This window comes from Raoultella sp., assembly GCF_039594335.1.
Lineage (GTDB): Bacteria > Pseudomonadota > Gammaproteobacteria > Enterobacterales > Enterobacteriaceae > Klebsiella.
In genome coordinates this window covers 1-12,324 of record NZ_JBCNNS010000125.1, presented here as the reverse complement: position 1 = coordinate 12,324, position 12,324 = coordinate 1, and the positions used below count along the sequence as shown (strand labels likewise).

Sequence of the window (12,324 nt, the reverse complement as noted above, 5' to 3'; positions counted from 1 at the left end):
GATTGACCACCGTGAGGGTCATCTTCACTTTCTCACCACAAGCATAGAATTTAGCACGGTGGCTCCATTGTCCGATTGTTGGCTTTGTCGCAAAGATAACAATACTTTTCCTTTAAATATCAAGGCTTCTCTTATGGAGCGCGAATTGCATCTTCCCCTCATCCCCCCATCGTCAACGAGGTCACTATGAAGGGAAATGAAATTCTGGCGCTGCTGGATGAACCGGCCTGTGAACACAACCATAAACAAAAATCCGGCTGCAGCGCCCCCAAACCCGGCTCTACCGCCGGCGGCTGCGCGTTCGACGGCGCGCAGATAACCTTACTGCCGATTGCCGACGTGGCGCATCTGGTTCATGGCCCCATCGGCTGCGCGGGAAGCTCCTGGGATAACCGCGGCAGCGTCAGCTCCGGGCCAACCCTTAACCGACTCGGGTTCACCACCGATCTCAACGAACAGGATGTGATTATGGGCCGTGGCGAACGTCGCCTGTTTCACGCCGTGCGCCATATTGTCACCCGCTATCATCCGGCGGCGGTCTTTATCTACAACACCTGCGTCCCGGCCATGGAGGGTGATGACCTGGAAGCGGTATGCCAGGCCGCGCAGACTGCGACCGGCGTACCGGTTATTGCCATTGATGCCGCCGGTTTTTACGGCAGTAAAAATCTCGGCAATCGGCTGGCGGGCGAAGTCATGGTGAAACGGGTCATCGGCCAGCGCGAACCAGCGCCCTGGCCGGAAACCTCACCGTTTGCGCCAGAACAGCGTCATGATATTGGCCTGATTGGTGAATTCAATATTGCCGGCGAGTTCTGGCACATTCAGCCGCTGCTTGATGAGTTGGGGATCCGCGTGCTCGGCAGCCTCTCCGGCGATGGTCGTTTTGCCGAGATCCAGACCATGCACCGGGCGCAGGCCAATATGCTGGTCTGCTCGCGGGCGTTAATTAACGTCGCCAGAGCGCTAGAGCAGCGCTACGGCACGCCGTGGTTCGAGGGCAGTTTCTACGGTATTCGCGCCACCTCCGACGCCCTGCGCCAGCTGGCGACGCTGCTGGGCGATGACGACCTGTGTCGCCGCACCGAAGCGCTGATTGCGCGGGAGGAGCAGGCGGCTGAACTGGCACTACAACCGTGGCGTGAACAGTTGCGTGGCCGCAAAGCACTGCTCTATACCGGCGGAGTGAAATCGTGGTCGGTGGTGTCGGCGCTGCAAGATTTGGGCATGAGCGTGGTGGCAACCGGCACGCGCAAATCCACCGAAGAGGATAAACAGCGGATCCGCGAATTGATGGGCGACGAGGCGGTGATGCTGGAGGAAGGTAACGCCCGTTCCCTGCTGGACGTGGTATATCGCTATCAGGCCGATCTGATGATCGCCGGCGGACGCAATATGTACACCGCCTATAAAGCCCGACTGCCGTTTCTCGATATCAATCAGGAGCGCGAACACGCCTTCGCCGGCTATCAGGGCATCGTCACCCTCGCCCGCCAGCTGTGTCAGACCATCAACAGCCCGATCTGGCCGCAAACCCATTCCCGCGCCCCCTGGCACCAGGAGTAAATCATGGCAGACATCTTCCGTACCGATAAACCGCTGGCGGTCAGCCCGATCAAAACCGGCCAGCCGCTCGGCGCGATCCTCGCAAGCCTCGGGATCGCCCACAGTATTCCTCTCGTCCACGGCGCACAGGGTTGTAGCGCCTTCGCCAAAGTCTTTTTTATCCAGCATTTTCACGACCCGGTTCCCCTGCAGTCGACGGCGATGGACCCCACCTCGACGATTATGGGCGCAGATGGCAATATTTTTACCGCCCTGGATACCCTGTGCCAGCGTAATAATCCGCAGGCTATCGTACTGCTCAGCACCGGGCTGTCTGAAGCCCAGGGCAGCGATATTTCCCGCGTGGTCCGCCAGTTTCGCGAAGAGTATCCCCGTCACAAGGGGGTAGCGATATTGACGGTTAACACCCCGGATTTTTATGGCTCCATGGAAAACGGTTTTAGCGCGGTGCTGGAGAGCATCATTGAGCAGTGGGTGGCGCCAGCGCCGCGCCCCGCTCAGCGTAATCGCCGGGTCAACCTGCTGGTCAGCCACCTCTGCTCGCCGGGCGATATTGAGTGGTTACGCCGGTGTGTCGAAGCGTTCGGTCTGCAGGCGGTGATCCTGCCGGACCTGGCGCAGTCGATGGATGGGCACCTGGCTGCGGGGGATTTCTCGCCGCTAACCCAGGGCGGAACGCCGCTGCGCCAGATAGAGCAAATGGGGCAAAGTCTGTGTAGCTTCACCATTGGTGTCTCCCTTCATCGTGCATCTACGCTGCTCGTCCAGCGCTGCCGAGGGGAGGTGATTTCTCTGCCACATCTGATGACCCTCGAACGCTGCGACGCTTTTATCCATCAACTGGCGAAAATTTCCGGACGCGGCGTTCCCGAGTGGCTGGAACGCCAGCGCGGTCAACTGCAGGATGCGATGATCGATTGCCATATGTGGCTGCAGGGCCAGCGCATGGCGATAGCGGCGGAAGGCGATCTGCTGGCGGCGTGGTGCGATTTCGCCAACAGCCAGGGAATGCAACCCGGACCGCTGGTCGCTCCCACCAGTCATCCCAGCCTGCGCCAGCTGCCAGTCGAACGGGTGGTGCCGGGGGATCTGGAGGATCTGCAAACCCTGCTGTGCGCGCAGCCCGCCGACCTGCTGGTGGCCAACTCCCACGCCCGTGACCTGGCGGAGCAATTCGCGCTGCCGCTGGTGCGCGCGGGATTTCCTATCTTTGACAAGCTCGGCGAATTTCGCCGGGTACGCCAGGGGTATTGCGGAATGCGCGATACGCTGTTTGAGCTGGCGAATCTGATGCGCGAGCGCCATCACCACCTCGCCCACTACCACTCGCCGCTTCGCCAGAGCACAGAATCTTCACTCTCCACAGGAGGCGCTTATGCCGCCGATTAATCGTCAGTTTGATATGGTCCATTCCGATGACTGGTCTATAAAGGTCGCCTTCGCCAGTTCCGATTATCGTCATGTCGATCAACATTTTGGCGCCACGCCGCGGCTGGTGGTATACGGCGTCAGGGCAGACCGGGTCACGCTGATCCGGGTGGTGGATTTCTCAGTCGAAAACGGCCATCAGGCGGAGAAGATCGCCAGAAGGATCCACGCCCTTGAGGATTGCGTCACGCTGTTCTGCGTGGCGATTGGCGAGGCGGTTTTTCGCCAGTTGTTGCAGGTCGGCGTCCGCGCCGAACGCGTCCCCGCCGACACCACTATCGTCGGCTTACTGCAGGAGATCCAGCTCTACTGGTACGACAAAGAGCAGCGTAAAAGCACTCGTCAACGCGACCCGGATCGCTTTGCCCGTCTGCTTCAGGAACAGGAGTGGCATGAGGATCTGGATTCGCGGCATTAGTCGTGTCGTTTCTGTGACAAAGCCCACAAAACATCACGACACTGTAGGATGGGCCTTGTCAGGTAAAAATAATAACCAATTGAAAATAATTAATTTTATCTCCTGGTATCGCATTTGCTAGTTCGTCATTACCACCGCACTCCTGCGGTGAACCGCGCCCCGGCGTTTTCCGTCATCATCCCTGGAGCTGACAGCATGTGGAATTACTCCGAGAAAGTGAAAGACCATTTTTTTAACCCCCGCAACGCGCGCGTGGTGGACAACGCCAACGCGGTAGGCGACGTGGGTTCGTTAAGCTGCGGCGACGCCCTGCGCCTGATGCTGCGCGTTGACCCGCAAAGCGAAATCATTGAGGAGGCGGGCTTCCAGACCTTTGGCTGCGGCAGCGCCATCGCCTCCTCCTCCGCGCTGACGGAACTGATCATTGGCCATACCCTCACCGAAGCCGGGCAGATAACCAACCAGCAGATTGCCGACTATCTCGACGGGCTGCCGCCGGAGAAAATGCACTGCTCGGTGATGGGCCAGGAGGCTCTGCGCGCGGCTATCGCCAACTTTCGCGGCGAAAGCCTTGAGGAAGAACATGACGAGGGCAAACTTATTTGCAAATGCTTCGGCGTCGATGAAGGGCATATTCGCCGCGCGGTGTTGAACAACGGCCTGACCACCCTTACAGAGGTGATCAACTACACCAAAGCAGGAGGCGGCTGTACCGCCTGCCACGAAAAAATCGAACTGGCGCTGGCGGAGATCCTCGCCCAACAGCCGCAGACGCCGCCTGCCGCGGCCAGCAGCAAAGATCCGCACTGGCAGAGCGTCGTCGATACCATCGCTGAACTGCGCCCGCATATTCAGGCCGACGGCGGCGATATGTCGCTGCTCAGCGTTGACAACCACCAGGTGACCGTCAGCCTCTCCGGCAGCTGTAGCGGCTGCATGATGACCGATATGACTCTCGCCTGGCTGCAGCAAAAACTGATGGAACGTACCGGTTGTTATATGGAAGTGGTGGCGGCCTGAGCCGCGGTTAACTGACCCAAGGGGGACAAGATGAAACAGGTTTATCTCGATAACAACGCCACCACCCGTCTGGACCCGATGGTTCTGGAAGCTATGATGCCCTTTTTGACCGATTTTTACGGCAACCCCTCGTCAATACATGATTTTGGCATTCCGGCCCAGGCGGCGCTGGAACGCGCGCATCAACAGGCTGCGGCCCTGCTGGGCGCGGAGTATCCCAGCGAAATCATCTTTACCTCCTGCGCCACCGAAGCCACCGCCACCGCTATCTCCTCGGCAATCACCCTGCTGCCGGAGCGACGCGAAATTATCACCAGCGCGGTCGAACATCCGGCGACGCTGGCGGCCTGCGAACACCTCGAGCGTCAGGGCTACCTGATTCACCGCATCGCGGTGGATGGCGAGGGCGCGCTGGACATGGCGCAGTACCGCGCTGCACTCAGCCCACGCGTCGCGCTGGTCAGCATTATGTGGGCGAATAACGAGACTGGGGTACTTTTCCCGGTCAGCGAAATGGCGGAACTGGCCCATGAACAAGGGGCGCTGTTTCACTGCGATGCGGTGCAGGTTGTGGGGAAAATACCGATTGCTGTGGGCCAGACCCGCATTGATATGCTCTCCTGCTCGGCGCATAAGTTCCACGGGCCAAAAGGGGTGGGCTGCCTCTATTTGCGGCGGGGAACACGCTTTCGTCCGCTGCTGCGCGGCGGTCACCAGGAGTACGGTCGGCGGGCCGGGACGGAAAACATTACCGGGATCGTGGGCATGGGCGCGGCCTGCGAGCTGGCGAGTATTCATCTGCCGGGAATGACGCATATCGGCCAGTTGCGCGATAGCCTGGAGCATCGTCTGGTGGCCAGCGTGCCGTCGGTAATGGTGATGGGCGGTAGCCAACCACGGGTGCCCGGCACGGTGAATCTGGCCTTTGAGTTTATTGAAGGCGAAGCCATTCTGCTGCTGCTAAACCAGGCCGGGATCGCCGCCTCCAGCGGCAGCGCCTGTACGTCAGGTTCACTGGAACCCTCCCACGTCATGCGGGCAATGAATATTCCCTATACCGCTGCCCACGGCACCATCCGTTTTTCCCTCTCGCGCTACACTCGGGAGAAAGATATCGATTACGTCGTTGCCTCACTGCCGCCGATTATCGACCGGTTGCGTGCGCTGTCGCCCTACTGGCAGAACGGCAAACCGCGCCCTGCGGACGCCGTCTTCACGCCGGTTTACGGCTAAGGCGGAGGTGGCTGATGGGACGCGTGCTGATTAACGATACCACCCTGCGCGACGGTGAGCAGAGCCCCGGCGTCGCCTTTCGCACCAGTGAAAAGGTCGCCATTGCCGAGGCGCTTTATGCCGCCGGGATTACGGCGCTGGAAGTCGGCACCCCAGCGATGGGCGACGAGGAGATCGCGCGGATCCAGCTGGTGCGCCGTCAGTTGCCTGGCGCGACGCTGATGACCTGGTGTCGGATGAACGCGCTGGAAATCCGCCAGAGCGCCGATCTGGGCATCGACTGGGTGGATATCTCGATTCCGGCTTCGGATAAGCTGCGGCAGTATAAACTGCGTGAACCGCTAACGGTACTGCTGGAGCGGCTGGCGATATTTATCCACCTGGCGCATACCCTCGGTCTGAAGGTGTGCATTGGCTGCGAGGATGCCTCGCGGGCCAGCGAACAGACCCTGCGCGACATCGCCGCGGTGGCGCAGCAATGCGGCGCCGCTCGCCTGCGCTATGCCGATACGCTCGGCTTACTCGATCCTTTCACCACCGCGACGCAAATCTCGGCACTGCGTGACGTCTGGGCCGGAGAAATCGAGATGCACGCCCATAACGATCTTGGCATGGCGACCGCCAATACGCTGGCGGCGGTCAGCGCCGGAGCCACCAGCGTCAATACCACGGTCCTCGGGCTTGGCGAGCGGGCAGGCAACGCGGCGCTGGAAACCGTCGCACTGGGCCTTGAGCGCTGCCTCAGCGTAGAGACTGGTGTACATTTTGCCGCGCTGCCCGCGCTCTGTCAGAAGGTCGCAGAAGCCGCGCAGCGCACCATCGACCCACAGCAGCCGCTGGTCGGCGAGCTGGTGTTTACCCATGAATCTGGGGTCCATGTGGCGGCACTCCTGCGCGATAGCGAAAGCTACCAGTCCATTGACCCTTCTCTGATGGGGCGCAGCTATCGGCTGGTGCTGGGCAAACATTCCGGGCGTCAGGCGGTCAATGGTGTATTTAACCTGATGGGTTATCACCTGAATGCTGCGCAAATTAACCAGCTGCTGCCCGCCATCCGCCGCTTTGCCGAAAACTGGAAACGCAGTCCGAAGGATTACGAACTGGTGGCTATCTACGACGAGCTGTGCGCTGAGTCCGCGCTGCGAGTGAGGGGGTAATCATGGAGTGGTTTTATCAAATTCCCGGCGTGGACGAACTCCGCTCCGCCGAATCCTTTTTTCAGTTTTTCTCGGTCCCCTATCAGCCCGAGCTGCTTGGCCGCTGCTGCCTGCCGGTGCTGGCGACGTTTCACCGCAAACTGCGCGCTGAAGTACCGCTGAGAAACCAGCTGGAAGAAAACGCCCGTGCCCCCTGGCTGCTGGCGCGTCGTCTGCTCGCAGAGAGCTATCAGCAACAGTTTCAGGAGAACGAAACATGAGACCTAAATTCACCTTTAGTGAGGAGGTTCGCGTGGTACGCGCGATTCGTAACGACGGTACCGTCGCGGGCTTCGCTCCAGGCGCGCTGCTGGTCAGGCGAGGCAGCCGCGGATTTGTCCGCGACTGGGGCGTTTTTTTGCAGGATCAGATTATCTATCAGATCCACTTCCCCGACAGCGATCGGATCATCGGCTGCCGCGAACAGGAGCTGATCCCTATCTCTGAGCCGTGGCTGGCCGGGAACTTGCAATACGGTGATAGCGTCACCTGTCAGATGGCACTCTCGGTCAACGGCGATGTGGTCGTGACCGCTGGCCAGCGGGGACGCATTGAGGCTACCGATCGGGGTGAGTCTGGCGACTGCTATACCGTCGATTTTAGCGGCCGCTGGTTCAGGGTCCCCGCACAGGCCATCGCCCTTACAGAGGAGAGAGAAGAGTGAACGCATGGCAACGTTTTGGTCGGCAACGGCTGGCACGTACTCGCTGGAATAGCGATCCGACAAGTTTGAATGCTGCCGATACACCGGCTTTTGAGCAGGCCTGGCAACAGCAGTGCCAGATGGAGCAGACGATCGTCGCGCTGGTCCCGGAAGGCGCTATCCCGCCGACGTTGAAGGATAATATCGCCGCCTCCCTTGCCGTCTGGCTCGACGAAGGTCACTTTACACCACCAGAACGCGCAGCCATCGTGCTGCATCACGCCCGGCTGGAAATCGCCTTTGCCGATATTGCCCGTCAGGCGCCACAGCCGGATATCTCCACGGTACAGGCCTGGTATCTGCGCCATCAGACGCAGTTTATGCGCCCGGAACAACGTCTGACCCGCCATCTGCTGCTGACCGTCGAGAATGACCGTGAAGCCGTTCATCAGCAAATCCTCGACCTCTATCAGCAAATTAACGCCTCCCGGGATGCTTTCGCCCCACTGGCCCGCCGCTATTCTCAGTGCCCGAGCGCACTGGAAGACGGGCGTTTAGGCTGGATTAGCCGGGGTTTACTCTATCCGCAGCTCGAGAGTGCGCTGTTTGCTCTGGCGGAAAACGCGCTGAGCCCCCCTGTCGCCAGTGAGCTGGGCTGGCATCTTTTATGGTGTGAAGCGATTCGCCCGGCCGCACCGATGGAGCAGCAGCAGGCGCTGGAGCGCGCGCGTGATTATCTTTGGCAGCAGAGCCAGCAGCGTCACCAGCGCCAGTGGCTGGAACAGATGATTTCCCGTCAGCCGGGCCTGTGCGGGTAGCCCCGGCGGCTACCCAATGGCCTCTATAGCACGGTGCGTTTAATCTCCTCAAGCCAGGTCGCCAGTCGCGCTTCGGTCTGGTCGAACTGGTTATCTTGATCCAGTACCAGCCCAACGAAGCGCTCTCCTTCCAGCGCCAAAGAGGCGCTAAATTCATAACCCTCATTCGGCCAGCTGCCAATCATCTGCGCGCCGCGCGAGCGCAGGGCGTCGTATAACGGACGCATGCCGCTGACGAAGTTGTCCGGATAGCCTCTCTGGTCGCCGAGGCCGAACAGCGCCACGGTTTTCCCGCTCAGGCTGGCGTCGCCGAGGCCGCTGATAAATTCGCTCCATGATTCGCTTTCGCATCCGGCCTCAAGCCCTGGCAACTGGCCGTCGCCGAGCGTCGGCGTGCCCAGCAGCAAGACCGGATAGGCCATAAAATCGTCCTGCGTAGTGCGGTTAATGTTGACCGGGGCATCCGCCAGCTCGCCGAGCTGCTTGTGGATCATTTTCGCGATTTTGCGGGTTTTACCGGTATCGGTGCCAAAGAAAATACCAATGTTGGCCATATTGCGCTCCTGTTGGGAATGGTGTCTGAAAACACAAGTTATCGCAGGGGTATTGCGAAGGCTGTGCCAGGTTTCATTGCCCTACTACGGTTCATCCCTGCCCCATAACGATCGCCTCGCCCTGCTGCTGCCGCTCGCCGCGGGCCTGGCGAGCCGGAAAATGCGACACAAATGTCGGTTTTACCCCTGCCGGATCAATGTTTCTGCAGGTCGTTTCGATAAGGGCTCACGGTTTGCATGGTTATAGGGGTTCGGATAAAACCGCGCTATCCCTGTCGCGGTGTCGGACAAATTGTCATAACTGCGACACAGGAGTTTGCGATGACCCTGAATATGATGCTCGATAACGCCGTGCCGGAGGCGATTGCCGGTGCGCTGACTCAACAACATCCGGGGCTGTTTTTTACGATGGTCGAACAAGCATCGGTGGCTATCTCCCTCACCGATGCCCGGGCGAATATTATTTACGCCAACCCGGCTTTTTGCCGCCAGACCGGGTATTCGCTGACGCAATTGTTAAACCAAAACCCACGTCTGCTGGCCAGCAGCCAGACGCCGCGAGCAATCTACCAGGAGATGTGGCAAACCCTTCTCCAGCGCCAGCCATGGCGCGGTCAGCTGATTAACCAGCGCCGCGACGGCGGCCTGTATCTGGTGGATATCGACATCACTCCGGTGCTGAATCCGCAGGGCGAGCTGGAACATTATCTGGCGATGCAGCGGGATATCAGCGTCAGCTATACCCTGGAACAGCGTCTGCGCAACCATATGACGCTGATGGAAGCAGTGCTTAATAACATTCCCGCTGCCGTGGTGGTGGTGGATGAGCACGATCGGGTGGTGATGGATAACCTCGCCTACAAAACCTTCTGCGCGGACTGCGGCGGGAAAGAGCTGCTGGCTGAGCTACAGGTTTCACCGCACGCAATGGGGCCCGGCGCAGAGCAAATTCTGCCGGTGGTGATCCGCGGCGCGGTCCGCTGGCTGTCGGTGACCTGCTGGGGATTGCCCGGCGTCAGCGAAGAAGCCAGTCGCTATTTTATCGACAGCGCCCCGGCGCGAACGCTGGTGGTGATCGCCGACTGCACCCAGCAGCGCCAGCAGCATGAACAGGGCCGCCTCGACCGTCTGAAGCAGCAGATGACCGCCGGTAAGCTGCTGGCCGCCATTCGCGAGTCGCTGGATGCAGCGCTGATCCAACTTAACTGCCCGATCAATATGCTGGCAGCGGCCCGTCGGCTGAACGGCGAAGGCAGCGGCAACGTGGCGCTGGACGCAGCGTGGCGTGAAGGCGAAGAAGCCATGGCCCGCCTGCAGCGCTGCCGCCCTTCCCTTGAACTGGAAAGCAACGCCGTCTGGCCGCTACAACCCTTCTTTGACGACCTGTGTGCCCTGTACCGCACCCGCTTTGACGACCGCGCAAAATTGCATATTGATATGGCTTCGCCGCATCTGGTGGGCTTTGGCCAACGCACACAGTTGCTGGCCTGCTTAAGTTTATGGCTTGACCGCACGCTGGCCCTCGCCGCCGAGCTGCCCTCCGTACCGCTGGAAATAGAGCTTTATGCCGAAGAGGATGAGGGCTGGCTCTCGCTGTATCTCAACGACAATGTGCCGCTGCTCCAGGTGCGCTATACCCACTCCCCCGATGCCTTAAACTCCCCCGGCAAAGGGATGGAACTGCGGCTGATCCAAACCCTGGTCGCTTACCATCGCGGCGCGATTGAACTGGCTTCGCGCTCGCAGGGGGGGACCAGTCTCGTCATGCGTTTTCCGCTCTTTAATACCCTGAACGGAGGTGATCAATGAGCCATAAATTCGATTCGGATACCACCGTCAGGCGCTTCGATCTCTCCCAGCAATTTACCGCCATGCAGCGGATAAGCGTAATATTGAGCCGCGCCACCGAAGCGAGTAAAACGCTGCAGGAGGTACTGAGCGTGTTACATAACGATGCTTTTATGCAGCACGGGATGATTTGCCTGTACGACAGCCAGCAGGAGATTCTGAGTATCGAAGCGCTGCAGCAAACGGAAAATCAGACGCTCCCAGGCAGTACGCAAATTCGCTACCGGCCGGGGGAAGGTCTGGTCGGTACCGTGCTGGCGCAGGGCCAGTCGCTGGTGCTGCCGCGTGTGGCCGACGATCAGCGTTTTCTCGACCGTCTCAGCCTGTACGATTATGACCTGCCGTTTATTGCCGTACCGCTCATGGGCCCCCATTCCCGGCCTATCGGTGTACTGGCGGCCCAGCCGATGGCCCGTCAGGAGGAGCGGCTGCCGGCCTGTACCCGGTTTCTCGAAACGGTCGCCAACCTGATAGCCCAGACGATTCGCCTGATGATCCTGCCGGCCTCCGCCTCACAGCCGCCGCCGCAGGCCGCCAGAATTGAGCGACCGCGCACCTGTGCACCATCGCGCGGTTTCGGCCTCGAGAACATGGTCGGTAAAAGCCCGGCGATGCGGCAGATTATGGAGATTATTCGTCAGGTCTCGCGCTGGGACACCACGGTGCTGGTACGCGGCGAAAGCGGTACCGGGAAAGAGCTTATCGCCAATGCTATTCACCATAATTCACCGCGTGCCGCCGCGGCCTTCGTCAAATTCAACTGCGCGGCGCTACCGGATACCCTGCTGGAGAGCGAGCTGTTTGGCCATGAAAAAGGCGCGTTTACCGGCGCGGTGCGCCAGCGTAAAGGGCGCTTTGAGTTGGCGGACGGCGGGACTCTGTTTCTGGATGAGATCGGTGAAAGCAGCGCCTCGTTTCAGGCTAAGCTGCTGCGGATTCTGCAAGAGGGAGAAATGGAGCGCGTCGGTGGCGATGAAACCCTGCGCGTGAACGTGCGCATCATCGCGGCGACCAACCGCCACCTGGAAGAAGAGGTGCGGCTGGGCCATTTTCGCGAGGATCTTTACTATCGCCTGAACGTGATGCCCATCGCCCTGCCCCCGCTGCGCGAACGTCAAGAGGATATCGCCGAACTGGCGCACTTTCTGGTGCGTAAAATCGCCCAGAACCAGGGAAGAACGCTGCGTATCAGCGATGGGGCCATTCGCCTGTTGATGGAGTACAGCTGGCCGGGCAACGTCCGAGAACTGGAAAACTGCCTCGAGCGTTCGGCGGTGATGTCGGAGAGTGGCCTGATAGACCGGGACGTGATCCTGTTCAACCATCGCGATAATCCGCCGAAAGCGCAGCCCACCAGCGGCCCGGCGGAGGACGGCTGGCTCGATAACAGCCTTGATGAGCGCCAGCGGTTGATTGCGGCCCTGGAAAAAGCTGGCTGGGTGCAGGCCAAAGCGGCGCGACTGCTGGGGATGACACCGCGCCAGGTCGCGTATCGGATTCAGATCATGGATATCACCATGCCGCGACTCTGAGCCCTTATGTGAGGTTCAGAACATTGTCGCCAGCGCGGCGGAATTGCGACAATTTAGTGTTTGTAGTT

General features: G+C 60.0%; 12 protein-coding genes. 11 read left to right on the top strand and 1 reads right to left on the bottom strand.

The window, feature by feature from the left end:
- The first annotated feature begins 186 nt into the window (after positions 1–186).
- The 9 genes from nifE (at position 187) to nifM (ending at position 8,322) form a co-directional block, all read left to right on the top strand.
- A complete protein-coding gene (gene nifE / locus ACZAHD_RS18070; protein WP_462458001.1) occupies positions 187–1,566 on the top strand; it encodes a nitrogenase iron-molybdenum cofactor biosynthesis protein NifE in 1,380 nt (459 codons plus the stop codon).
- Positions 1,567–1,569: 3 nt separating this feature from the next.
- Complete coding sequence (gene nifN / locus ACZAHD_RS18065) at positions 1,570–2,955, top strand: nitrogenase iron-molybdenum cofactor biosynthesis protein NifN (protein WP_462458000.1); 1,386 nt, start codon at positions 1,570–1,572, stop codon at positions 2,953–2,955.
- A complete protein-coding gene (locus tag ACZAHD_RS18060; RefSeq protein ID WP_100685006.1) occupies positions 2,942–3,412 on the top strand; it encodes a NifB/NifX family molybdenum-iron cluster-binding protein in 471 nt (156 codons plus the stop codon). Before nifN ends, ACZAHD_RS18060 begins: the two co-directional genes overlap by 14 nt.
- A 195-nt stretch (positions 3,413–3,607) precedes the next feature.
- Positions 3,608–4,432, top strand: coding sequence for a Fe-S cluster assembly protein NifU (gene nifU, locus ACZAHD_RS18055; protein WP_100685007.1), 825 nt, complete (start codon positions 3,608–3,610; stop codon positions 4,430–4,432).
- A gap of 30 nt (positions 4,433–4,462) precedes the next feature.
- Positions 4,463–5,665 carry a cysteine desulfurase NifS gene (gene nifS, locus ACZAHD_RS18050; protein WP_462457999.1) on the top strand — a complete coding sequence of 401 codons (1,203 nt, stop codon included), beginning with the start codon at positions 4,463–4,465 and terminating at the stop codon, positions 5,663–5,665.
- Between the two features lie 14 nt (positions 5,666–5,679).
- Complete coding sequence (nifV, locus tag ACZAHD_RS18045) at positions 5,680–6,822, top strand: homocitrate synthase (protein WP_462457998.1); 1,143 nt, start codon at positions 5,680–5,682, stop codon at positions 6,820–6,822.
- Positions 6,822–7,082 (top strand): nitrogenase-stabilizing/protective protein NifW, encoded by a 261-nt coding sequence (locus ACZAHD_RS18040; protein WP_462458002.1) that lies wholly within the window; start codon positions 6,822–6,824, stop codon positions 7,080–7,082. Before nifV ends, ACZAHD_RS18040 begins: the two co-directional genes overlap by 1 nt.
- Positions 7,079–7,525: a nitrogen fixation protein NifZ gene (locus tag ACZAHD_RS18035; protein ID WP_462457997.1), complete on the top strand. Its 447-nt coding sequence runs from the start codon at positions 7,079–7,081 to the stop codon at positions 7,523–7,525. The genes ACZAHD_RS18040 and ACZAHD_RS18035 overlap by 4 nt, the downstream gene beginning before the upstream one ends.
- Entirely contained in the window at positions 7,522–8,322 is an 801-nt protein-coding gene (nifM, locus tag ACZAHD_RS18030) for a nitrogen fixation protein NifM (protein ID WP_100685012.1), read from the top strand. Before ACZAHD_RS18035 ends, nifM begins: the two co-directional genes overlap by 4 nt.
- Positions 8,323–8,345: 23 nt before the next feature.
- Here the strand turns inward: nifM and ACZAHD_RS18025 are convergent, their stop codons facing one another.
- Complete coding sequence (locus tag ACZAHD_RS18025; protein ID WP_462457996.1) at positions 8,346–8,876, bottom strand: flavodoxin; 531 nt, start codon at positions 8,874–8,876, stop codon at positions 8,346–8,348.
- Between the two features lie 321 nt (positions 8,877–9,197).
- Here ACZAHD_RS18025 and nifL point away from each other — a divergent pair, with 321 nt between their 5' ends.
- A complete protein-coding gene (gene nifL / locus ACZAHD_RS18020; protein ID WP_462457995.1) occupies positions 9,198–10,685 on the top strand; it encodes a nitrogen fixation negative regulator NifL in 1,488 nt (495 codons plus the stop codon).
- A complete protein-coding gene (gene nifA, locus ACZAHD_RS18015) occupies positions 10,682–12,256 on the top strand; it encodes a nif-specific transcriptional activator NifA (RefSeq protein WP_462457994.1) in 1,575 nt (524 codons plus the stop codon). The genes nifL and nifA overlap by 4 nt, the downstream gene beginning before the upstream one ends.
- Positions 12,257–12,324 lie beyond the last annotated feature (68 nt).

Excerpts from the sequence above, each read along its gene's own strand:
- nifE (WP_462458001.1), top strand. The coding sequence starts at position 187 with ATGAAGGGAAATGAAATTCTGGCGCTGCTGGATGAACCGGCCTGTGAA.
- nifN (WP_462458000.1), top strand. The coding sequence starts at position 1,570 with ATGGCAGACATCTTCCGTACCGATAAACCGCTGGCGGTCAGCCCGATC.
- ACZAHD_RS18060 (WP_100685006.1), top strand. The coding sequence starts at position 2,942 with ATGCCGCCGATTAATCGTCAGTTTGATATGGTCCATTCCGATGACTGG.
- nifU (WP_100685007.1), top strand. The coding sequence starts at position 3,608 with ATGTGGAATTACTCCGAGAAAGTGAAAGACCATTTTTTTAACCCCCGC.
- nifS (WP_462457999.1), top strand. The coding sequence starts at position 4,463 with ATGAAACAGGTTTATCTCGATAACAACGCCACCACCCGTCTGGACCCG.
- nifV (WP_462457998.1), top strand. The coding sequence starts at position 5,680 with ATGGGACGCGTGCTGATTAACGATACCACCCTGCGCGACGGTGAGCAG.
- ACZAHD_RS18035 (WP_462457997.1), top strand. The coding sequence starts at position 7,079 with ATGAGACCTAAATTCACCTTTAGTGAGGAGGTTCGCGTGGTACGCGCG.
- ACZAHD_RS18025 (WP_462457996.1), bottom strand. The coding sequence starts at position 8,876 with ATGGCCAACATTGGTATTTTCTTTGGCACCGATACCGGTAAAACCCGC.
- nifL (WP_462457995.1), top strand. The coding sequence starts at position 9,198 with ATGACCCTGAATATGATGCTCGATAACGCCGTGCCGGAGGCGATTGCC.
- nifA (WP_462457994.1), top strand. The coding sequence starts at position 10,682 with ATGAGCCATAAATTCGATTCGGATACCACCGTCAGGCGCTTCGATCTC.